The sequence below is a fragment of the Rhodococcus sp. C-2 genome (genome assembly GCF_027854095.1).
Taxonomy (GTDB): domain Bacteria; phylum Actinomycetota; class Actinomycetes; order Mycobacteriales; family Mycobacteriaceae; genus Rhodococcus_F; species Rhodococcus_F qingshengii.
The window spans coordinates 39,512-60,088 of sequence record NZ_JAQGFI010000021.1 but is presented as its reverse complement, the minus strand read 5'-3'; the positions used below and the strand labels follow the sequence as shown (position 1 = coordinate 60,088).

The window sequence follows — 20,577 nt, the reverse complement described above, 5'->3', positions numbered from 1 at the left end:
TTTTCGCTGTCTAGGGCCAACTCATGCTGGAACCGAAAGTTCGCCGTCGGCCGCGTCGCGAGCAGTCTGCGTCCGATGAAGTGCATAGCGGGAGTCGTGGATGCGGAGTCGTTCCGGATCCAACTTCTTGAGGATGTAGTCAGGAATGTCGAGGTTCGAGGCGCGCGCCATGACGAGCACCCAGTAGTCCCCGAGATCGATCCCGAGTTCGTCTGCTCGACGTTCGTAGACCTCGGCCTGGTTGAGGGGTGCGCGCACGGAGAGGCACCGGCGCGCGCCTTTACTTGGTCGTCCCATGGGATGAGCGTAAATCGAAACTGATTCTGAAACGGTGACGCTGGCGGTGTCAGCGTGTCGTGCATGGCGCTGCTCATGTCTGAAATCCCCTCAACCCTCGCAATGAATGCCTCTGATTAGAGGAAGATCCGCGTGCCCCTCGCCGTGTGACAGATGGGGTCAACAAATCTTCGTGCGCATCATGTCGCGAGACCTGGACGGGCTGAGTCGGAGCGGAGTCAGGCTAGCGAGGCATGCACTTCCCCACTACTACGTGTGACCTATCTGCGAAGTTGGTGGGGAGTGGGGGGAGTGGAAAAAAACAGCAGTTCAGACGGTAAAAACCGCTCCCCACATAGGTGGGGAGCGGGGTGGGGAGCGGGGTGGGGAGCGCCTTCAAAGACACGAATCTGCCGTTGCGCTCGCCCAGATCTACGATCCGTTTCGAGGCTACGAAAGCCTTGCGATTCGATGCCGCCTCCGCTGCCGTTCATGTGGGCCTGACAGCAGAGACGGCCTCCGAGGCTTACTTTTTGCTCCTCGGAGGCCGTTCATCACTACTGTGCGGGCGACCGCAGGTGCAGCGACAAGACGCCCGCGAGCAATCGGCTGCGCGATTTGGAACTGACGACCTTCACTTGCTCGTCAAGCCAGTCACGTTGAGCGGTGGTGAATCGGAACCAGGTCTCGACGGGCCCCTTGACCGTGAACGGTTCTTGATGGACCGGAATCCCTGAGGACGATCTGCTTGCTACGGGTTGAAAGAGGGCTCGCAGTCGTTCGATGCCTACTGCGTCGAATGCCTCGATGGCAACATCGGCGTGATCGCATCGCCGTTCGGCGGCACGATTCACCAAGGCGTCGCGAGTGCTGCGATCCAGGTAGGCCGTGACAGTCACCTTCGAGGTATCTGCAGCCGGCGGATTTCCTTCTTCCAGAGTCTGGGCTGGCGGCGCTTCGGTGACTGCCGGTGCAGGTTCGACTACAACAGGAGTCGCGTGGGGTGGTGCGACTGGAGCGGTGACAGCTTCGGGTTCCATCGGCTGCACCCGCACTGGAGATTCAGGCGCCGAGACGGCGGGTTGAGGGGCGTCGGTGACTCGTTTGGGAGCCGGCGGTTGAGGAGCTGTGGAGTCGATCTCGGGTTGAGCCGTGTCCGGTGTCTGTGGGCTCGCGGCGCGGCGAGGCTGCAGCCCGCCGGCCGGGGGCAAGAGACCAGCGAGTCCCTCTGCTCGGTTGGGCTTCGGGGCGAAAGACTTGGCAATGCTCTTGCGGTTGCGGACCCTATTTTCACTCATGCCGAAGCCCTCTCAGCGGTGATGGTCGACATCCGTACGAGGATCTCGCGGGTGAGGTTCGAGTAGTCCTCGGCCAGGCCAGAGGCGTTTCGCGAGAGCATCAGATCCTTCGGTTTCGTGCCTTTCCTCAGCGCTGCGATCCGTGATGCGGTTTCCCCGGCCGATCGTTCCTCGAGCTCATGCACCAGAAGTCCCTGGCGTCGCGCGTCGAAGGCGGTGGTTTCCATCGTGCGGATCCGAGATTCGAAAGTCGGGGCCGAATCGCCGATCATCTCCTCGACTGCTTCCCGAATCGTTGCGTCAAGTTTGGTTGCGCGTGAGCTGACGCCGAAGAGGCAGATCCCGCCAAGTTGGAGCTGGGGGTTCACGGCAGGAAGGTTTCGTTCCGGATCTCCGTCTCGTGCTGCCGAGAACTGGCCGGCGATCGTTTCCATGCCGTCGAGGCTGGCATCATCTGCGCGGATTGGAATGACCACAGCGTGGACTACTTCCATCACTGCTTCGATGATCGTGAGATCCGTCGGAGGGGTATCGAAGATAATGACGTCGTAGTCTGCGGCCACTTGCAGCAACATGGCCAGTAGAAGCTGTCCTAGTCGTTTGCCTCCCTGGCGTTGCTGCCTGGATACCATGACTGCGGCAAGGTCGAACATTGCCGGGCCGCCTGGAACGATGTCGAGATTCTCGCGACCACCGACGTTTTGGATGATCGGCGGTGCCGACCCGCTCAAGAGGGCTGAGAACAAGGGCACGCCGTCCTCCTTCACGAACCCGAGGTCGCGGCACAAGTTGGCCTGGGGGTCGAAGTCAAGCAAGAGAACCCGGTAGCCGCCGGCAGCGAGTAAGCCTCCGGTGTTCGCGCAGAGTGAGGTCTTGCCCACTCCCCCTTTGCCGTTGAAGAATCCGAAGCAGGCAGGCAGTTGCTGATGAGTGGGTGTCGTTGGAACGGCATCTACAGACATGGTGGTTCTCCCAATGGACGTTGGTTTCTGACGAGTGGTCTGTAAGGAAAGTTAGCAGGGGTCCTGGACAACTCGCGGTATGCCACGCGTGTGGGGCCGTATGTGTTCAGGCATGTGGGTCGGCATGCGGCACCGCGTGCAATGCCGCGTGTTTGCATGCCGATGTAACTGCAGGTGAACACGTATGTGAACGCGCGTGAGTTACAGCTTGAGTCACTGCAGTAGATTATGCGTGAAGAAATGCGGGTAATGATGCGTGAACACACGCGGACCAAATGGCGTGTAAGAAAACGTGGTCTTCTGCGTGTTGGACTGCCTGCGGTGATACGGGAGATGCAACGTGGTTCTATGCGTGAGTCCCCGCATGATCAGGTGCGGAGTGCTCAGCGGTTTGATGGGCGGGTGTGCATCCGTGATGTTTTGCGTGACCGCTCGCAGGATGATGTGCGTGCAGAAGGATGGGCTTGCGTGCGGGGTGGCACTTAGGGTTCTCGTACGGCATGTGGTGCGGGTCTACATGCTGTGCCGCAGGCGGAATCAGTTGCCAATTGGCGTACGGATCCGACTGCTTGTAGGCGAGGGTGACCGGGTGCGTGATCAGAATTCTAGAGCCCCGGACTCACTACTCACTCTGCGTGATTCAACATGGCTTGCTTTGCGTGAAGGTGTGCGTGAAATAGCTGTTTAGCTGTACTGATGTGGGGTTCGTCGTGGATCGCCGATGGCGCCACGCTGTGCACGCTGCGCCTTGATGCGATGTCCGAGGCCTGCGACGGTGCGGACATCTGCGGCCTGAGCGATGTCGTCAGCCCTGCGAAATCCGTCGAGTTCGACGGCTAGATCGACCAAAGTGTCTTCGAGGATGTCCTCGGCAGCCGCATATAGGTCCCAGAGCTGCTTGAGCTCCCACGCGCGGATGAGGGGATTAGAGAAATAGAGCCCGTCGACGATCTTTTGCACCCGGGCTACCTGGGGATTTGTGCGTTCGTGCGCCTGCGACCAGATCGAAAAGTGGGAACTCGCCGAGCAGGTGACCACAGTTGTGTCCAGTTCGCGAGCAACTGCGGACCAGGATGTGGTCGTTTCGAGGCCTCTGCGCGCATGTCTGGCGGCCTCGCCGAATGCCCGTTGGCACACTGTGGCGTATGCGGCGGCTGAGCGTCGCGCTTGGCTTAGTTCGCGCAGTTCAGACAGGGTGGTGAAGCTTTGGCGTCCGCGAGTGAACTCGGTCGCAGCCAACAGGGCATCGCTGCTCGTCCATTGAAATCGAGACTGCCTGTATTGGTCGCGGTGCCAGCGGAGATCGTCGATCCATGCCGAGTTGAGCTTGAGGCCCATCTCGCTGCCGGGAACGGTCATAGAACAATGATGACACCACACCGGTGGTGTGTCATCAGTAGTACTAGTTGCGTCCCGACGAATCATGCTTATCGCCTTGTTTGGAACTTGAAGGCATTCCGACAATCGCATGCCAGTCATACCGACATACCAGCCAAGCGGCTTCGCAAACATTGCCACTCGCTTTCAAGGTCGTCCCAGAGGCGTCCCAATGCCGCATAATGCGTCAGTAGATTTGGAATTGATATGAGAGTGGGATGCTTGTGGGACGCCCTGCATATGGCCGCGTGATGAAATCAAGCTTGCCACTTCCGCATATGTAGGCAATTAGGTGCTTACGTCTTGGTCGTATCGAAATGATCCGATAGGTTTCTCTAACGGCTGTGGATATGACTTGGGTGCAAGATTCGCGGGTCTTGGGTGAGGTGTCTCGTCGCACCCGAGCTGTCCAGGGAGGGCTGTATAACTCTCAGCAAGATCACTTTAGGTTTTGAGCGAGCGTGTCTCGTTCCCTGTTCAGTATCGGAGATTGACGTGAGTAGCACGCATAACCAAGGCCCGTCTCAGTCGGCTGGCGGGCACCGACCACTCGCCGGGACCTTCCGTTCGGCCGCGGCCCGATCGGTCGAGAGCATCGCTTCCGCGTACATCGAGGGTCACGACGACGAAATTGAACAAGGGTCGGAAGTACCCGCGCATGTGGAGCGCCCCGCCGAGACTGAACCTGCTGGAAGCCAACAAGATCGGGAGTCAATCGACCGTTCCTCTGACCTGGATGGGGGAGGGAAGTCGTCAAGTGTTCGGGTGCCGGCAAGGTGCCATGCGAAGCTCGAGGAGATGCGGGCGAGCACGGGGATGACGAACGGTCAGATCTTCATCGTCGCGATCGAGGAGACTCATGATCGACTGCCGGAACTGCTCTACCCTGGCGGTCGAATCGGTGGGGGATTATTCGCAGCCCGCGGCATTCGCGCCAAAACGTCACGTGACGATAGTGAGACGCAGGTAACTTACCGACTATTTCATGCCGACTTCGACGTGATTGACCACCTTGTGGCGGAACTGGGCGCAAAATCCCGCTCGCATCTGATCGCGGCGGCGCTGAGCGGATACTTCTTCAAAGACGACGAGCCCGCAATATGACGAGGGGAGCGACGAGGGCGCCTTCAGCGCTTCTTGTTTGCGAGTACCCAAAGGAAAAGAACAAGCACGGGGGAAAAGGCGACAGGGACGGCGAGTACCCAATGCGTCACTGTCCCTGTCTCCACCTCCCTGTTGATCCAAGTCAGTAGAAGGGCTGCGACGAGCCACAGGAACGCGACGTGGCGCCAGCGCAGCCGCCGCAAGAACAGGTTCAGTCCCGCAGGCAGTTTCAGTCTCGACATTCGGTTTGGCATAGCTGGCTCAATTCAGTTGGATATCGACCATGCGGAGTCGGTCGCCGGCAGAAAAGTAGGCAAGCGCGTCAAAGCACGCTGCCGCCGCTTCAGCCATTTGGACGGCGCTTCCGCGCGCCCGTACAGAAACACCCCATAGATTGCAGGTCTGTTCAGTGGTGGGCATATGGGTAGGTGGGATTCCCAATGCGCCGGCTGTCAGCTGCCGTATATCAGAGTTCTGGTGCCATTTTGGGAACAGATCCAGTTGTGAGAACAGGTGCCTGAGTAGCCCTGTGTGCTCCTCCGGATGGAAGCCGCCCGCGATATGTCCCTCAATGCTGCGGGCCAGCGTTGCGAGCGTGAGGGCCGCCGCGTCGTCGACCAAGGCGTCTCCACTAGCCAGAGAGATCTCCCACGATCGCCCGCTGCCTGTGTCTATTGCCGCAATTTCCCGTACCGGGCGCTCGCCGTTGTCGGTCGCTGCGGTATTGACGTGAACAACAAACAGATCGCGACCGCTGTTGCCGAACGGTGAAGGAGGTGCCATGGCGTGGAGGGTAGCTGCCGGCATGGACTGGATTGCGATCCTTGCCGATGCGGCATTGTCGATCTGAAGTGTCGAAGTCAGTTGTTCTGTGTAGGGGACCGACGATCAGGATAATCGGCGAGGACTGCGGTGGTGAATGCCTGATACTGGGACTCCGCGAAGTCGGCGAAAAGAGTAGCGACCGTCCCGTCGTATGGCTTGCCCTCGATCGTGATTGTTGTTTTCGGCGGGCCCTCGCCAATAGTGGTCTGTCTCTCCAGCGCTCGATGAGTGACTTGGTCCCGCACCAGTTTGAGGAGTCTGAACTTGTTATCGCCCATTAAGGCCTGGCGCCACCGTTCCTGGCCTTCGTGGAGCTGCACACCGTTCTTCCTGATCGCCTCCCTCAGGTGTTCCAGGTCAGACTCGCCATGGCAATCGAACCGCCCTGCTCGTCGCAGTCGATACGCAGCAGCTGCGCAAAGATCGAGGCAAGTCAGGGCCGTGCGCGAGGCAAAATCGATCGGGGCTAGTTGTAGGACATCGAATTGCTCGGGTGCGAAGCGTTCATGGATGTACGTGTCACCCTTGGGGCCAGCAATCTCTTGCGCCAGTCCCGCAGCTATGCGAGTGAACCCCACTTGAAAGGCAGCTGAGGCAATCAGTGCTGAAGCGGCCTCATAGTCTGCGGGGAGTGACTTGAGGCGATCCGAAACAGTGTTTGAGATCGTCAACAGGCGAACGTCGTCACTCGGTCTGCTCATCCCTAATTCTCTCGCACGTCGACGAGTGGATATGTAGAAAATGGGAAAGCGAAAAGGGCCCCACCGTTGGACGGTGAGACCCTTCCCTGGCCGTGCGGTTCATTGTTTGACTGCTTGACTGTGCAGAGATGAGGTCAGGGGAGTCAGGTGGTCACTTTCGCAATCGCGTCGCGGAAGTGGTTGGTCAGATCCTGGAGGGCGGTCGTTCCAGCGGAGTCGATGACCATTTCTCCGTAGCTCTGGTGAGCTCCGGAACCGATGAACGAAGCGAACTTCAGTCCCTCGGTCCCGATCTGTGCCAGTGCATCGGCGCCGTCAGAACCTGCCAGCGCGGTGAGATTCGAGGCGAGCCCACCAAGGTCCCCTGTCTGGGACTGCTGAGTTAGCTGCTGGCCGGTCGCTGACGATGCGGACGCTGCTCCGAGTTTGGCCGGATCAGTCTTCTGTCCACCCCCGAGTGTGCCTACCGCGATCTTCGCGAAGTCGAGGATATGGGGGAGTGCACCCAGACCGGCTCCGATGACATCGCCAGTTTCGATCGCGTGCCAGAGCTGCTTCTGCAGTTCGCCGGCGGAGTTGGCCAAACCGATGATATCGAGGTTGCCTACGAGTCCGACGATCATCGACACGATCTGAGCGGTACCGGACGGGTCGGGGATCATCGCGATGAGTGATGCTGCGGTCTTGTAGTCCAGTCCTGCAGCGAGCTTGACGAGTGGTTCGAAGAGAACATTGATTTGGTCGAACTCGGCGTGCACCGCCTTGACCTTCGCCATGGGATCGAGCGCGGGATCGAGAACGATCTGCGGGATCCGAGTCGTGAAGATGTCGGCGACAGCTGGAATGTTGTTGGCCAATGCGAAGGCATTCGTCCCGATGTGGGTGACCTGATCGATGAGGACACTCGGCTTGATGATCGAGAGCGCGTTCGCGGCAACGGAGAGCCCATCCGCTGGGGTGGACGTCAAAGGTGAAACCTGATTGGCGAGAGCATCGACGGAAGCCTGCAACTGCGGCACCTGCGCCGCGCCTGTGGCTCCCTGGACTGCCTTCGTTATCGAATCGGCGGCCTTCAATGCGCCGGCCACATCGATACCCTTGACCGTCTCGACGATCTTGCCGGCCGCGAACTCGGGCGTCGATGCGTCCGCTGACTTGAGTGATTGTTCGACGGCGGGATTCTGAGTCACCCACTTGGTCGTATCCGCTACAGGGACCAGAGTGTTTGCAATATCGGATGCCGCTGCGCTCACGCTGGCGAGGTCGGGAGATCCAGACTGGAGCTGCTTCTGCAGAGCGTCGACGTTGCCGGCAAGGCCCGGGAGATCAACCTTCGAGTAGTCCGAAACCAGGGCGTTCTGCAGGGCCGCTGTGTTGGGCTGAGAGCCATCACTCTGCTGTGGACCGGATGCAGTAGGGGGCTGTGAAAGTACTCGGCCGAGACCGGCAAGTAACCCGTCCTTGTTGCTGTTCGTCGAGCAGTACAGGTCGTCGGGTGCGCAGTACGACCGCGTTACCGAGGCGGTCTTTCCGAATCCGCCTGGCCGCGCCCCCGCAATACCGACTCCGTCGACAGCTGGACCGACGAGAGTGTTGTCCTCGCTCGGACTCTGTCGGGGATCGGCAACCAAGCCGACCGCGATCAGCTTCTCCGCGGGAATCGGACCCTTGTCGTGCCCGATCAGCCACGTCAGATCGCCCGCGACATCCGCCCCTTGGCTGTAACCACCGAGAGCGAAAACAGTACTAGGGCACTCCGCTGCCCGGGTCTGCATGACTTTCGCGGCAGCCTCTATTCCGGTGGCCTTACTCGTTCCGTAAGTCTTCCCCTTGTTGAACGCGGATGCTTCGTAGGCAGGGTAAGTGACTTTGATGGAGCTTCCGAACTGCTGAACAAGCGGATCAGTCACTTGCTTGAGAAGACCCGTCGCCACCGAAGAATCTGCTTCCGAATCTGTCTCGAACGTCCCCGTCATCATGACCACCTCCGCAGTGGGGCAGCCTGCAGAAGCCGGTGCGGCATGAGCGGTCCCCGGCGTTGAGATCGTGAGCAGAGTTGACGCCACGGCTGCTGTAAGAAGGGCCGCCGAACCCACCGAACGGGCGCGTCGGTAGTCGGCAAATAGGGAAGCGATGGTCGTCATGACAGATCTCTTTTCGTCATCGATTACAGCGAGGGGGAAGTGGAAAAACCGCTGCCCGAATGTGCGGCCACGGTGTTCGGCAGAAGGTCGACGACCGTGAAGACGGCGCGGTGAGCGAGCGACATCAGCTGTCCCAAAAGTTCGGGATGACTCACGGAAGGGATACGTAGCGCAGCGTCGAAACTTCCAGCAGTCTCGAAAAGAAGGGACGATTCCTTCATCACGAAGCCAGCGATCAGGAAGCACACCAGCAACGAAACTGCGTCGAGAGTTCGAGTCATCACAAAGCCTGTTCGATCGGCCGGGCGCTGCGCGATGCACGGGCGAAGCGCGCATGATCGGACGTCTGATTCGAAGTTCCTACGCTGTTCCGAATCTTCGACACAGCGCGATAGAGCCGCTGACGAAGTGCGGCCGAGGTCATGCCGATCTCAGCCGCGATCGATGTCAGATCGGTGTCGGTCTGGTCGAGATATGCGCGCTGAATCAAAGCTCGGTCGGTGCCGGTGATGACTCCGTTCCGTACAGCCCAAGCGAGCAAGTCCTGGGCGAGAAATGGGTTCTCGGTTTCCGCCTCAGGAGCATCGGAACGATCCATCAGATCCGACGCCGGGATCTCACCGGCAAAGGTGTTCTCGTGTGCGATCTTCTTCAAAGTCCGCAAAAAGAGAGCTGCATAAATGTTCTCTCCGGACGGACGATACTCGGCTATCAATGACATGAAAGTGGCGATTGTGGTGGCCGCACGCTCGTCGTAAGCGTGGTAGGAATCGAAGCCGGCCACCCGCGCGTGACGGGTCAACGAGATCAACTTCCCGAGCATCAGCTGCAACAGCGCTCGCCCCGCGAGAACGCTGCCCTCCTGGTGGAGGGTCAACAGTGCCAGCAGTACGGCGTCGCGATCGAGACGATGGGCGCCGGCCAAGTCGTTGAGTTCCTGAACCTGACTCAAGGCCGGCTGATTGACCGACCATGTGAGCACCTCTGCCGCTGCTGAGGGTCGTGCGCACAACTGCATCCATTCGGTGTTCAGACGGCTGTAAAGGTCGCCTCGAGCCGCGACATGGGACGGCAGGGCGGACGACGAATGGCTGGGGGCGGTTGCTGCGTGGGTGGACATTTCCACGGGTCTCCTCTGTGCGCGTGCGAGGTTGGTCTCGCGCCCAGTAGAGCAGCCCTATATTGCCTCTGACCTGCATGTTTGTTGTTGCCAGGGGAGTGTTTGTTGTTGCCGGAGATGTTGTTGCCGCGAGCTTCGCCGTGAGTAGATGCGCGTGCATCGAAGGCATCGACGAGCACGTTTGAACCTCTGGCAACAAGCACCTGACCGCGCTCGGAAAAAACTTTGAAAAAAGTTTGGCGAGCTCTGTCACTCAGGTCTTCGCGCCCGGATCTTCCTACAAGTAGAAGCCCACAAAATCGGTGCGGCTTTCACACTCGCCAGTCGCCAGGAGGACCGGATGCACGACTCGATGCAAGCGCTACTGCACGATCTCGGCTACGCCCATGCCATTGCTGAGGAGATCCGTCGAGTCGCCGCGGCTCTCACACGAAACCCATTCGACGAAGAAGCCAGCGCCGCGCTCTCGTTGTTGGTATTCGCAGAGGCGCCGGCCGCTCATGCAGCGCTTGCGCGGGCAATGAGCGCCGACATCTCGGACGGCGAATCAGACCACGACTCGTCCGAGCAGCCGTCCGAGGCAGGTATCCGATGAACATCGATTGGAAGAAGATCAACAACTTCGGACGCACTCCGAAACGGAAACAGGATGGCTCCACAACCGCCGATTCCGCCGAGACGATCGTCGATGAAGTAGAGGAGCGTGTCCGCGCAGAGCGAGTCCAGTGGGGCCTTCGTCAGCAGTGGACAACCCGCGCAATTCGCGGTGCGATCATCGCCGCTCTCGTCGCAGGAATTGTCTCACTGCTGCTCGTCGTATTCGGCTCATCGTCAACTCCGGCAATCGTCAAGGCAACTGACAACGAAGCGCAAAGCATTGACACCGCAGCACAAGCCCAAGCCGAAGATGTAGCCCGTCAACTGGTCGTGACGTGGCTTCAAGGCAGCCGAGGAAACGAACGCGAGATCGAACGGTTCGTTGCCACGCCACCGAATCTTCCGGCATCTGCGCTCTACGTCGCGACGGACCCCGCCATCGCATCAATTGCCTTCGATCACGACGCACGAACCTACGCCGTGACGGTATCGGTCTCGGTACGCCCCGCCAACGATGCCTCCGCAACAATCGTTCGGCGCTACTTCCAAGTTCCTGTTGTTGTGACCGAATCCGGCGCACGCGCCGCCACACTTCCTTCCGAAGTTGCGCAGCCGTCGACAGCCGTGGACGTTCAACTCGGATATAAGTTCCGAGTTGCGAATCACCCGATCGGAACCTCGGCCAACCAGTTCCTCGCCGCCCTCCTGACAGGCAACGGCGAGGTTGCTCGCTACCTGACGCCGGGGGTCTCCATCGCCCCGATCGTCCCGGCGCCATACCGCAGCATCGCACTCACCGATGTGCTGTCCTCGGTCGATCTCAGTGCCTCGAACTCGGCAGCGCCGCGTTCAGATGGCGACGTCGTGCGCTTGTTGATCACTGCATCTTTGAAGATCACCGACGCCGAATCTGTCAACGGTCAGTACGCGCTGACGATGACTTCCCGCGGCGGCCGCTGGGAAGTCAGCGCCATCGACTCAACGCCGCTCTTTGCCGCTACTGCTCCTCGCAGCGGAGTCAATTCGTCGACCACGAGCGCCCCGGCCCCGCCGACTCCGAAGAACGCTCCGTCGACTTCCGCACCGACATCCGTAGCGCCCACTCAGGCTCCCGCGCCAAGCCAAACACCCGGATCGTCGCTTCCAGCTGTCGGCGAAGTCCCACTGTTTTCCCCTTCAGGAAATTGACCCATCGAACCGAAAGGTGACCCATCATGTCCCTCGCACTCGCCGCCGCTGACCCCAACACCGCGATCGTCGCCGCCGGTGTCTTCGAAAAGATCGGAGAGCTGACCAACAACGGAAAGGTCGCCCTCCAATCCGCAGCCAGCTGCCTGGTCCTGTACTTCCTTCTCCGGAACTTGATGCAGTCCTTCACGATCGCCCGGCTGGTCGTCTCCGCCCTCATCGGTGCTGCAGCGCTCTGGGTTGTCTTCAACATGGACTCCCTCAAAGACCGAACCGGAGAGGACCTGGCCATCTCTGTCGTGCAGGTCGTAGAAGCACCGGATCCGGGTCTGGATCTGCCGGTGTAATCGGCGACCGCGCGCCCACTCGAATCGCCCTTCACCGACCCTGACAAGGAGGACTGCAGATGTCCGAGGTAACCACCGCGGCAACGGACGCGACCACACGAGCACACCGACAGAACTCCTCACGCGAGTCGGTGCCCGCATGAACGACGACAACAACGTCGAAGTCATCAAGGACTTCACAACAGCTCGGAAAATCCCTCAGCTGATCGGCCGCACACCCGACGGTAAGAAGCTCCCTTTCGGCCCCTACACAGTCCCGCAAGCAGTCAGTGGCGCCTCTGTCGGAGCAATCCTGTGGCTCCTGCATCCGTTGTGGCTCGGCGACAACATCACGTGGAACGTCGGATTTTTCGTCGCATGCTGCGGCGGCACGGTGTTCGTTGTCGGCAAGCTCCGATTGGCCGGCCGAAGCCCAGCATCTGTCGCTCAAGGGGTCAAAAAGGCCGTCTTCGCGCCGCCTGAGGCCAAGCTGAAGATCAACGGCAAACGCGTGAATATCCGAGCACCGCACCTTGTTCACGCCGGCGGTTACATCACGGTCGATCCGCGCATCGAGGACCAACTCGTCGCTGCTGTGGTTCCCGAATCTTCTTCTGCATCTGTACCGGTCGCATACAACGCTGTCGGCACTCGGTCGCGACCTCAGGAACTGCCCGCCCTGTCAACAAACGACCCCGCCCCGCGTCCCGGCCGATCAAGCGTCAAGGAACTTCTTGCGCTGGCCAACGCCGGAAACCCCGAGTAGAAAGCGATCCGCCGCAATGGAACAGCCAACTCTGTCGATGGCAGCAAATATCCGGTGGACGAAATCCGGTGTCGTGTGGGCCGACTACGTACTGAGCGGAATGGACTACGGCTACCGACCCAACGTCGACAAACGCACCGCCCGGACTCTGCACACGATGCTCGTGCGCGCACTGCCCGGCGAATCGATGTTGATGGGCATCGCGTCGTCGCTGAGTGCGGAAGCGGTCGTGGCGAGGATGACCGAAGGGGTTGATCTCGACGTCCACACAGACTGGGCGATCGAATGCGAAGCGACCCTCGACTCCATCGAGCTCTATCGCCCCGGCCAACGAGTGTTCTATCTGAGCATCCCCCTGACAACGACCGGACTCGCAGGACAGGCAAAAGCCGCCACGCACGCGGCGTGGACGTCGCTGTCGGACTTCATCGGACTCCCTCGAACCTCCGTCCCCGAAGACGAGGTCCGGGCGCGTATTCGCCAAGCGGATCTCATCGTCGCCGATATCCCCGCAGTCTTCGAAGCTCGCCCGGCAACACCAGCACAGATGGTTTGGCTCTGGCAGCACTCCATGACCCGCGGCCTCCATGTCGATCGAGACATGCCTGGCGCCGCGTCCACGCCTTCCCCGAAATCGGGAGCGGCGCTCGCCCCAGCACGACTCGACGAAGGCGCGCAATCAGATCGCGATGCGCCCACGACTTGGTGGCGTCCGAAGGTTCCCACATTCAGTCGAGTTCTCAAGGTCGACCAGCCCTACGACATCGATGATCGGCCGGCGTCGTACCAGGTGATTCTCGCGCTAGCGGATATGCCCTCCGGTGGTGTCCTCTTTCCCGGCTCGGAATTCTTTTCCCTGGCGGATGACTTCGGAGACATCGACGTCGATTTCGTTGCTCGACTCAAGGTGACAGCAGGCGCTGACGTGATGCGTGCGAACAAGCGTGCGCTGGAAAACCTCAAAGAACAGTACGAGCAGCGGGAAGGCGAGCTGGCAGGCGGACAGGGCGCCCTCGATATCGCAGCCTCTGCACTGACCGAGTACAGCTCGCTTCTCGAAACCAACCGTGACGAGGTCGAAGTTGCCTGGACAGCGCTTTTTGCCGTAGGCGCGCCCACCGAAGAGCAGGCCCTCGCTGAAGCCCAAACAGTGAAGAAGTCCTTTGAACATCAGGACTACAAGCTGGTCGCGCCGCTCGGATTTCAAGAGGACTTGTGGTGGGCGATGATTCCCGGCGTTCCCTCGTCGAAGATCGTGCGCGAATTCGGGCACATCACCACCTCGACACATTTTGCTGCCTACATGCCGTTCACTCGCAACGATCTGGGCGACAGTTCCGGACCTCTGCTCGCACTGAACATCACGGCAGCCCGGATCGGTGCGGTACACAACGACATACTCGGTAAGTCCCTCCGCGACCAGTCCTCTTCGTGGGCTGTCACCGGGGAGCTCGGATCCGGAAAGTCCGTCACCATGAAGGTGATTGCCGGTCACGTCGTCGACTGCGGCGGCCAGGTCATCGGTATCGATCAAAGTGACCTCGGTGAATACGCCAACTGGGCTCGGGCGGTCACGGATGCGGTAATCGTTGATCTGGTCGAGCCCGATTACAGCACCGACCCACTGCGGATCTTCCCGCCCAACATCGCGGCGGAGATGACGCAATCGGTGATGCTGGCGTTGCTGCGAATCCAGCCGACATCAACGCACGGCAAGGCGCTGGCCAAGGTGCTCGAACCGTCCTATCGGGCGAAGCACCCCTACGCAGGGCTTGGCGAGCTCACCGAGCACCTCCTCTCCGCTGACTGCCTGATCGACGGTGCCTACGACCTCGGCGAGGAGATGAACGTCTACGCCCGGTTGACCTATGCCGCAGCGCTCTTCGCGAAAGACCTTCCGGCATTGCCGATCACCGCGCCGGCGATCATCTTCCGCACCCACCGCGTGGAGCTCCCCACCCAGCTGCAGACAGAGAAGCAGCACCTGTACGACAATCTGCCGCTCGAGAAGCGATTCGGTCACGCCGTCTACACACTCATCGCGAAGATCGCCCGCGGTCAGTGCTTCGCCGACGCCGACCAGATGGCGCTGTTCCTCGTCGACGAAGCTCATCACCTTCTCAACGCCGACGACGGTATCGACATCGTCGAAGATTTCGTACTTCAAGGCCGAAAGTCCTCTGCAGCAGTGGGATTAGGTGATCAGGACTGCGCGTTCGGGACACCGAAACTTCGCGGCCTCATCAAAACCCGATTTGTTCATCGCCACACCGACGAAGGCCTCGCCAAGCGCGCGATCGAGTGGCTGGGCCTGGACCCAGAGAACCAAGACCTGGTCAAAGAGCTCACGGAGCAGACAGCGCCGGTCACGGGAAAAGACGGCTACGTCGAGCCGCACCGCCGAGGCGAGGGCTACATGCGAGACGGCAGCGGAAACGTCGGCCGCATCAAAACTCTTCTCCCCGCCACCGAATCGCGCCGTGAAGCCGCGCTGACCACCCCGAAAGACAACAAGAAGCTGGTGAAGGCATGACCTCGACCGCGGCGCACCCCCTCGACCAGGACGCTGTCGAGGGCAGTCCCGAAGCCCGCGAGTACTTCAGCGTCCGCGCCGCGGTCACACACTCACTGCGTTGGCTCCTGCACTCCGCCAGCCGGATCGCCCAAGCGTGGATTCCCGAATCCTGGTTGGTCGTCATCATGTACGTGAGCAAACCGATCTCTCGCTGGCTGTGGTCACGCTGGTGGAGCCGCCTGCTCATTCGGGTGGCCGCGGGATGGCACGCTCTTGGTGCACTTTTGCTGATTTTCGCTACGCCCGCGGCTGCGGACCCCAGCGGAGGAGGAGGTGCATCACCGTTCTTCGCATGGATGGCGCTCAAGGACACGCACGGAATCGACGCCTGGAGCTACTTCCTCTCGATCGACAAGGGCAACGCCTCAATGGGCGGCGGCTGGAGAATGATCTGGGCGTACATCATCACCCTCGAATACGAGGTCTTCCGATTCATGATGGCGACGGCGATCTGGTTCATCACTTACGCGTTGTCCTTCGACTGGATCGAAATGATTCTCACGCCGGTCCGCACCATCGCAGACTCCGTCACCTCGATCACCGACCAATTCGCGCTCACCCCACTGATGTTGACCATCGCCGGATTCAGCGTGGCCGTGTGGTTCGTACGCGGGCGCTTCTCCACGGGCATCTACGAACTGCTCATGTCGTGTGTCATCGCGGCCGCGGCCGTCGGATTTCTCGCCAACCCCCTCGACCGGGTCGTCGGTAACGACGGCCTGGTCTTCGCTGCACGCGATGCCGGACTCGAAGTCGCGTCGGGACTGGCGAACGGTGGAAATACCAGCGGCAACGCCGATCAGCAGATCGACACCATCAAATCGACCCTCGTAGATACCTTCCTGCGCCAGCCCACTCAGCTGATCAACTTCGGGGTCGTGCTTGATGCGCCGGACAACAACGGCAAGTGCGTCAAGGAATTCGACGAGGCTTACGCCGCGACCCCGGACGGGCCCGGGGTCATGGACAAGGTGCAAGAGAAGGTTGGTGACATTCTTCCCGGCGCGGGGGCGGCCCTGGATCTGCTCAATCCGGATGACAAGCCTGAAGATCGCATCAAAGACGCGATCGCGGCGTGTGATGGCGATGACGGTCCGATGAAGCAATACGCCGACAATCCTGGCCCTGGTCAAGCGATGGGTCTGCTCTTCTTGATCTTCGCCGGCACTCTGCTGATGCTCTTCGCGATCTACCTGGCGGGCAGGTTGGTTCTCGCTGCAGGGGTTTCGATCGGCAACGCCATCAAATCCATCCCTGGCATCGTCGTTGCCATCGCACCGTCGATGCGTGGACAGTTTTGGCGCACGATCGCCAACGTCGCGATGTCGCTGCTGCAGATGATGTTTTCCATAGTTTTCCTGGTCGGATACGTGCTCGTCGTCCAGGACCTTTTCGCTTCAGACGAATCGAATCTCATCCGCACCGTCTTCTTCGTCGACATCTTCCTGATCGTCGCACTCCTCCTCTTCCGTCGCGCGATCAAGGGTCTGCAACGGATGTCGGACAGTCTGGCGTCGATTTTGGCGAAGCGACCCGATGCCGCACCGACATCCATCACCAGATCTACCCCTACGTCGGGTCGAGATATCGCGTTGATGGCTGCGCAGGGCCGGCAGATCTACCGTGGCGGCAAGGCCGCGGTCCAGGGTGCAGGCAAGATCGCGAAGAAAGCGACTACATCAACCAAGGCCGTTGGCTCAGTAGCTGGCACCGCGACGTCGACTGCGGTAACGGGAGGCGTCGCTGCCGCAGTCTGGGCGGGCACGAAAGCAGTTTCCGGAGCGAAGAAGGCCAAGAAGTCGATCGACAATCTCTCCGACCCGGCCACGATGGCCCGTTCACAGTCCTCGGGTTCACGGTCCTCTACGAGCTCACCGAGCCGTGGAACCGGTGCGGATAGCGCGGCGGCCGCGGTGCGCAGTCGACTTTCGAAATCGGCTGTCGCAGACAAACCGGGCATCAAGAAGTCGATTGGCACGGCGCCGTCGGGTCTTGCTCCGGACCGTGGACAAGTTCGCAGTTCAGCATCGAAAACTGTTGCACCAGACGGTCGGGCCTTCCGCGAATTCACCACCGATTCCGGTGCGCCGCTGCTGTTGCCCACCACTCCCACCCGCGCCCCGAAGGCGCCGAAGCCAACCGCCGCGCCGGCACGTCCGCCCGCCGCTCCAGTTGTTCCCGCCGTCAACATTCCCACCGGATCCGGCTCCAGAACTGCCGGACTGATGGCGGCGGCAGCTCAAGCAGGAGCGGGTAACGCGAGGACCCCGCAGCCGAGCTCGCTGACCCGGCGGCCTCGCTGATGACGCTCCTCGCCGCACCACCGTCCCCCGATTCGGAAAGTTCGTCGAAGAAGTGGTGGTGGATCCTCATCTCCGTGCCGATCGTGTGCATGGTCGTGCTGATGGCGCCGATTCTCGTCATCTTGTCCCTCACCGGTGAGGACACCACCTGCGGTCAGCCGACCGGTACCGACATTCGTGCAGACGGATCGTTGGTAGGTCTGAAACCCGGATCTCTGGCAGTTCCGATGGCCGAAGGTACGTACACGATCAGCTCGCCGTTCGGCATGCGAGAAGGCGGAATGCATGACGGACAAGATTACGCGGCCCCGCTGGATACCCCCTTCTACGCTGCAGGAGACGGTGAAGTCGTCGTCGCTGGACCGGCCTCGGGCTACGGACACTGGATCCGCATCCGGCACACCATCGACGGGCAGACCGTCGAATCTCTCTACGGGCACATGACCGCAGCAGGAGTGCTCGTCAAAGCCGGCGACAAGGTCACCGCAGGCCAACTCATCGGCAAAGTCGGCAGCGAAGGACAATCCAGCGGCCCGCACCTGCACTTCGGTATCTACCCAGGACAATGGTCGATGGGCGGTGGAGTCGACCCGGTTCCCTGGCTCAAGCAACGAGGAACCGCCTCCCCTGCAGCAGCCTCCGCCCCAACGCAGCCCGATGCAGAGTTGGTGGCGAAATCCACCCCCGCCGGCACGGGCGGTCTCAACGCAAGCCAAACGGCGCTGGCGAAACAAGCTGTCGCCATAGGCGAGTCCATGGGCGTTCCTGATCAAGGAATCGTAGTTGCCTTGGCCACCATGAGCCAGGAATCGACCTACCGAATGCTCGCCAGCTCCAACGTGCCCGAGTCGCTGCAATATCCCCACGACGGCGTCGGAAGCGATCACCTCTCGGTCAATCAATACCAACAACAAGTCGGCATCTGGGGCACCGCGGAAGAGCTGATGAACCCCGTAACGGCGAACGTCAAATTCTTTGACGCGTTGCTCAAAGTTTCGGGCTGGCAATCCATGCCAGTCACCGTCGCCGCCCAAACCGTGCAGGGATCGGCTCACCCGGAGGCATACGCCGACGACGAAACGCTCGCTCGGCAACTAGCTTCGCAGTTCAAAGGTTCAGGCAAAGACCTGACGCCGCAGGAGCTGGCAGACATCGTCAAGGGTGGCGCCGCAACAACGATCATCGACGGCGGCGCCTGCGCGCCTGGGACCTCGAACCCCGGTGGACCTCAGTTCAAGCCGGGTGGGCCGTTCGGAGCGAACGTGATCGCTGCGGCCTCCCAATGGATCGGAACAACGTACGCGTGGGGAGGCGGAGATCAGAACGGTCCAACGAAAGGCATCAGTGATGGTGGCGGGGCAGGAGATGCGAACGGCGATTCGAACAAGGTCGGCTTCGACTGCTCAGGCTTGGCGTTGTACGCGGTTTACCAAGCCTCCGGTGGCCAAATTTTGCTCCCTCACTTCACCGGAAGTCATTCCAACCCCGGCCAGCTGTACGACTCCCGAGGCCAAGACATTCCGTTCGACCAGAAGCGTCCAGGTGACCTGATCTACTTCGGCGCAGGCGGCGACACCCATCACGTCGGCATTTTCTACGGCACCGAAAACGGTCAGGACATGTTGCTCAACGCCCCGGAATCGGGGAAAAGCGTCTCGATCATGCCGCTCTCCGGCTGGGCCGGCGAAGAGATGTACGTCAAACGATTCGGATAGGAACCTTCACCATGATTACTCGCAATCGCTCGCTCGCGCTTGCTGCTCTCACATCTGCCGCGTTGGTACTGACAGCGTGCGGAGGAAGCGACGAACCCGAAGATCATCCGGTGGAAACGAGTGCCGAGGCCGACACCTCGTGGACGGTGCCCCCACTCCCATCGACAGACGTCTTCGCTGAGGGTAGCCAGTCCGGCTCGGCGCCGACGACAGTTCCGTCGCCGCCGACCGCCCCTCCAGCCCTGACCACCACTCCGCCTCCAGCGCTCCCCGACACACTGGCCGGAGCCAACGAGAACGATGCAGAATCGGTCATGCTCGCCGTCGCTCGCACCCTGCTCTCCTACGCGCCAGGCAAGGACGTAAACCAATCCGCGGCAGCTCAACGGGCGGCGCCACTTCTCGACGAGAGGTACTACGCCGCGAATGCCGACTCATTCATTGCGCTTGCACCGATCACCGGTAAGCAATGGCAGAACTGGGCAGACGACCACGCGATCGTCATTGCCACAGCGAGCATTGCCGGCGACGAACACCCTGCTGATCAACCCGCCAAAGTTTCCCGTGTGCTCGCAGTGACACAAACTGCCACCGGACCTGATGGAAAAGAACTGAGCAAAAACACCTTCGCTGTCTACATGAGTGCCATCAAAATCGGCGTCTGGCGTGTAAGCGCAGTAGCCGTCCGATGAACTAGTGCCCCGTCGAGGGGGCGACATGTGTGTATCCGTAGGCCGGCCCCAGCCACGACGCCCGCAACGCCTTCGATCATCTCGGTGACAGGTCCGGTCGTTGTGGGGCGACCACCGCGGACATGCAGCCTGCGAGGGCGACGAGGGGCAGCCGGAATCGCGCGGATGCCTTCGTGAGTCAGTCGTCGACGTTCTCCGCCAACAGCGTGCGGAAACTGGCAGCCAGTCGAACAACTGTGTTCGCGTTGTCATGGTCGACCAAGCGCACGCTTCCGTCGGCAGCGATCCAGATCGGATTCCCCGACCCGTCGTCAGCGAACACCACCCCGTCGATGGGGGCGCCGTGGAAATCACTGCTCGATCCGTTCGCCCCGGTGTTGTTGCCACAGCTCGACCACGCGATCTCCGCGAGGTCGAGCTCATGACGACTTTCGGATTGCAGGATCTCGCCAGCAATGTACGTTGACCAGCTCGAATGATCGTTGGCAATAACGGCCAGTGCTCGGATCCGAACATCAGCGTCGAACCCCGCCACCTGGAGACCACCGCAGATCGCCGCGCTGGATCCAACGAGTCGGCATCTGCATGTTTTTGCGTCGGTCATCTGT

At 60.7% G+C, this 20,577-nt stretch carries 19 protein-coding genes; 9 read left to right on the top strand and 10 right to left on the bottom strand.

Features of this window, described 5'->3' with window-relative positions; all coding sequences use genetic code 11:
- Window positions 1–21: 21 nt before the first annotated feature.
- The 4 genes from PCS43_RS31175 to PCS43_RS31160 form a co-directional block, all read right to left on the bottom strand.
- Entirely contained in the window at window positions 22–297 is a 276-nt protein-coding gene (locus PCS43_RS31175; protein ID WP_011331723.1) for a hypothetical protein, read from the bottom strand.
- A 536-nt stretch (window positions 298–833) separates the two neighbouring features.
- Entirely contained in the window at window positions 834–1,574 is a 741-nt protein-coding gene (locus PCS43_RS31170; RefSeq protein WP_270923199.1) for a hypothetical protein, read from the bottom strand.
- Window positions 1,571–2,536 (bottom strand): ParA family protein, encoded by a 966-nt coding sequence (locus PCS43_RS31165; RefSeq protein WP_003942441.1) that lies wholly within the window; start codon window positions 2,534–2,536, stop codon window positions 1,571–1,573. Before PCS43_RS31165 ends, PCS43_RS31170 begins: the two co-directional genes overlap by 4 nt.
- A 684-nt stretch (window positions 2,537–3,220) precedes the next feature.
- Window positions 3,221–3,895, bottom strand: coding sequence for a hypothetical protein (locus PCS43_RS31160; RefSeq protein ID WP_270923198.1), 675 nt, complete (start codon window positions 3,893–3,895; stop codon window positions 3,221–3,223).
- Window positions 3,896–4,729: 834 nt separating this feature from the next.
- Here PCS43_RS31160 and PCS43_RS31155 point away from each other — a divergent pair.
- Window positions 4,730–5,017: a hypothetical protein gene (locus PCS43_RS31155; RefSeq protein WP_256922264.1), complete on the top strand. Its 288-nt coding sequence runs from the start codon at window positions 4,730–4,732 to the stop codon at window positions 5,015–5,017.
- Between the two features lie 261 nt (window positions 5,018–5,278).
- Here PCS43_RS31155 and PCS43_RS31150 read toward each other — a convergent pair whose 3' ends face one another.
- From PCS43_RS31150 to PCS43_RS31130, 5 genes are all read right to left on the bottom strand, one after another.
- On the bottom strand, window positions 5,279–5,800 hold the full coding sequence (locus PCS43_RS31150; RefSeq protein ID WP_270923197.1) for a hypothetical protein: 522 nt from the start codon (window positions 5,798–5,800) through the stop codon (window positions 5,279–5,281).
- 77 nt (window positions 5,801–5,877) lie between these two features.
- Window positions 5,878–6,543 (bottom strand): hypothetical protein, encoded by a 666-nt coding sequence (locus PCS43_RS31145; RefSeq protein ID WP_270923196.1) that lies wholly within the window; start codon window positions 6,541–6,543, stop codon window positions 5,878–5,880.
- A gap of 143 nt (window positions 6,544–6,686) precedes the next feature.
- A complete protein-coding gene (locus PCS43_RS31140) occupies window positions 6,687–8,687 on the bottom strand; it encodes a cutinase family protein (protein WP_270923195.1) in 2,001 nt (666 codons plus the stop codon).
- 23 nt (window positions 8,688–8,710) lie between these two features.
- On the bottom strand, window positions 8,711–8,968 hold the full coding sequence (locus tag PCS43_RS31135) for a hypothetical protein (RefSeq protein WP_270923194.1): 258 nt from the start codon (window positions 8,966–8,968) through the stop codon (window positions 8,711–8,713).
- On the bottom strand, window positions 8,968–9,807 hold the full coding sequence (locus PCS43_RS31130; protein ID WP_270923193.1) for a sigma-70 family RNA polymerase sigma factor: 840 nt from the start codon (window positions 9,805–9,807) through the stop codon (window positions 8,968–8,970). The genes PCS43_RS31135 and PCS43_RS31130 overlap by 1 nt, the downstream gene beginning before the upstream one ends.
- 340 nt (window positions 9,808–10,147) lie before the next feature.
- On the opposite strand from PCS43_RS31130, the gene PCS43_RS31125 reads away from it, so the two are divergent.
- The 8 genes from PCS43_RS31125 to PCS43_RS31090 all read left to right on the top strand — a co-directional run bounded on the left by PCS43_RS31125 (window position 10,148) and on the right by PCS43_RS31090 (window position 19,969).
- Entirely contained in the window at window positions 10,148–10,402 is a 255-nt protein-coding gene (locus tag PCS43_RS31125) for a hypothetical protein (RefSeq protein ID WP_270923192.1), read from the top strand.
- Entirely contained in the window at window positions 10,399–11,592 is a 1,194-nt protein-coding gene (locus tag PCS43_RS31120) for a conjugal transfer protein (protein WP_270923191.1), read from the top strand. Before PCS43_RS31125 ends, PCS43_RS31120 begins: the two co-directional genes overlap by 4 nt.
- A gap of 26 nt (window positions 11,593–11,618) precedes the next feature.
- Entirely contained in the window at window positions 11,619–11,939 is a 321-nt protein-coding gene (locus PCS43_RS31115) for a hypothetical protein (RefSeq protein ID WP_270923190.1), read from the top strand.
- 139 nt (window positions 11,940–12,078) lie between these two features.
- The gene (locus PCS43_RS31110) at window positions 12,079–12,684 is read left to right on the top strand and encodes a hypothetical protein (RefSeq protein WP_270923189.1); all 606 of its coding nucleotides are present in this window, start codon (window positions 12,079–12,081) and stop codon (window positions 12,682–12,684) included.
- Window positions 12,685–12,721: 37 nt separating this feature from the next.
- The gene (locus tag PCS43_RS31105; protein WP_225320451.1) at window positions 12,722–15,217 is read left to right on the top strand and encodes an ATP-binding protein; all 2,496 of its coding nucleotides are present in this window, start codon (window positions 12,722–12,724) and stop codon (window positions 15,215–15,217) included.
- The gene (locus PCS43_RS31100; RefSeq protein WP_270923188.1) at window positions 15,214–17,562 is read left to right on the top strand and encodes a hypothetical protein; all 2,349 of its coding nucleotides are present in this window, start codon (window positions 15,214–15,216) and stop codon (window positions 17,560–17,562) included. Before PCS43_RS31105 ends, PCS43_RS31100 begins: the two co-directional genes overlap by 4 nt.
- Window positions 17,562–19,277 (top strand): peptidoglycan DD-metalloendopeptidase family protein, encoded by a 1,716-nt coding sequence (locus PCS43_RS31095; RefSeq protein ID WP_270923187.1) that lies wholly within the window; start codon window positions 17,562–17,564, stop codon window positions 19,275–19,277. The genes PCS43_RS31100 and PCS43_RS31095 overlap by 1 nt, the downstream gene beginning before the upstream one ends.
- Window positions 19,278–19,288: 11 nt before the next feature.
- The gene (locus PCS43_RS31090) at window positions 19,289–19,969 is read left to right on the top strand and encodes a hypothetical protein (RefSeq protein ID WP_270923186.1); all 681 of its coding nucleotides are present in this window, start codon (window positions 19,289–19,291) and stop codon (window positions 19,967–19,969) included.
- 178 nt (window positions 19,970–20,147) lie between these two features.
- Here PCS43_RS31090 and PCS43_RS31085 read toward each other — a convergent pair whose 3' ends face one another.
- Window positions 20,148–20,573, bottom strand: coding sequence for an SMI1/KNR4 family protein (locus PCS43_RS31085; RefSeq protein WP_270923185.1), 426 nt, complete (start codon window positions 20,571–20,573; stop codon window positions 20,148–20,150).
- Between the last annotated feature and the right edge of the window lie 4 nt (window positions 20,574–20,577).

Bases quoted from the DNA above. Each gene is read 5' to 3' on its own strand.
- PCS43_RS31150 (WP_270923197.1), bottom strand. From the start codon at position 5,800: ATGGCACCTCCTTCACCGTTCGGCAACAGCGGTCGCGATCTGTTTGTT.
- PCS43_RS31175 (WP_011331723.1), bottom strand. From the start codon at position 297: ATGGGACGACCAAGTAAAGGCGCGCGCCGGTGCCTCTCCGTGCGCGCA.
- PCS43_RS31100 (WP_270923188.1), top strand. From the start codon at position 15,214: ATGACCTCGACCGCGGCGCACCCCCTCGACCAGGACGCTGTCGAGGGC.
- PCS43_RS31130 (WP_270923193.1), bottom strand. From the start codon at position 9,807: ATGTCCACCCACGCAGCAACCGCCCCCAGCCATTCGTCGTCCGCCCTG.
- PCS43_RS31125 (WP_270923192.1), top strand. From the start codon at position 10,148: ATGCACGACTCGATGCAAGCGCTACTGCACGATCTCGGCTACGCCCAT.
- PCS43_RS31165 (WP_003942441.1), bottom strand. From the start codon at position 2,536: ATGTCTGTAGATGCCGTTCCAACGACACCCACTCATCAGCAACTGCCT.
- PCS43_RS31105 (WP_225320451.1), top strand. From the start codon at position 12,722: ATGGCAGCAAATATCCGGTGGACGAAATCCGGTGTCGTGTGGGCCGAC.
- PCS43_RS31135 (WP_270923194.1), bottom strand. From the start codon at position 8,968: ATGACTCGAACTCTCGACGCAGTTTCGTTGCTGGTGTGCTTCCTGATC.
- PCS43_RS31145 (WP_270923196.1), bottom strand. From the start codon at position 6,543: ATGAGCAGACCGAGTGACGACGTTCGCCTGTTGACGATCTCAAACACT.
- PCS43_RS31115 (WP_270923190.1), top strand. From the start codon at position 11,619: ATGTCCCTCGCACTCGCCGCCGCTGACCCCAACACCGCGATCGTCGCC.
- PCS43_RS31155 (WP_256922264.1), top strand. From the start codon at position 4,730: ATGACGAACGGTCAGATCTTCATCGTCGCGATCGAGGAGACTCATGAT.
- PCS43_RS31095 (WP_270923187.1), top strand. From the start codon at position 17,562: ATGACGCTCCTCGCCGCACCACCGTCCCCCGATTCGGAAAGTTCGTCG.
- PCS43_RS31090 (WP_270923186.1), top strand. From the start codon at position 19,289: ATGATTACTCGCAATCGCTCGCTCGCGCTTGCTGCTCTCACATCTGCC.
- PCS43_RS31160 (WP_270923198.1), bottom strand. From the start codon at position 3,895: ATGACCGTTCCCGGCAGCGAGATGGGCCTCAAGCTCAACTCGGCATGG.
- PCS43_RS31085 (WP_270923185.1), bottom strand. From the start codon at position 20,573: ATGACCGACGCAAAAACATGCAGATGCCGACTCGTTGGATCCAGCGCG.
- PCS43_RS31170 (WP_270923199.1), bottom strand. From the start codon at position 1,574: ATGAGTGAAAATAGGGTCCGCAACCGCAAGAGCATTGCCAAGTCTTTC.
- PCS43_RS31120 (WP_270923191.1), top strand. From the start codon at position 10,399: ATGAACATCGATTGGAAGAAGATCAACAACTTCGGACGCACTCCGAAA.
- PCS43_RS31140 (WP_270923195.1), bottom strand. From the start codon at position 8,687: ATGACGACCATCGCTTCCCTATTTGCCGACTACCGACGCGCCCGTTCG.
- PCS43_RS31110 (WP_270923189.1), top strand. From the start codon at position 12,079: ATGAACGACGACAACAACGTCGAAGTCATCAAGGACTTCACAACAGCT.